General features: G+C 47.0%; 1 protein-coding gene. It reads right to left on the bottom strand.

The window, feature by feature from the left end:
- Nucleotides 1-542 (bottom strand): ABC transporter permease subunit (locus ACS8FC_RS20335; RefSeq protein WP_439298117.1); only part of this gene is annotated, 542 nt, incomplete at both ends.

Genomic DNA, 542 nt, shown 5'->3' with positions numbered 1-542 from the left:
AGTCAAAATTACGGGCACGTAAGAACTCTGCTCTTACCAAACCGACCAGACCCATCCAGCCAAATAACAGCATCATGGCAAATAGCATAGTAATACTGGGACTAAACAGACTGACCAAAATAATAATCATAAATAGCTGAGGCATACCGCCCCATACTTCCATAAAGCGCTGCCCTGCCAGATCTACCCAGCCGCCGTAATAACCTTGTATTGCACCGACAATAATCCCGATGAGAGCACCAGCGAGCGTCAGCGCCAGACCAAACAACAATGAGACGCGCATACCATAAAGTATCCTTGCGAGCACATCGCGACCCATATCATCAGTACCAAGCCAGTTCTGAGCGTTTGGAGCCGCTGGATAAGGTAGACCAAGCTCGACATTTGGTGTCTGATCAGCAAATGGAATAGGCGGCATCACATAATAACCTTGCTCATCAATCAGCGACTGCACTGCAGGGTCTTTATAATTGGTTTCGGTTTCGAACACGCCGCCAAATGTCGTTTCAGGATAGGCCTTTAATACTGGAAAGTAATAATCG

This window comes from Psychrobacter sp. 1Y4, from assembly GCF_051847555.1.
Note: the sequence above shows the minus strand (reverse complement) of the source record. Positions and strands in the feature narration are given on the sequence as shown.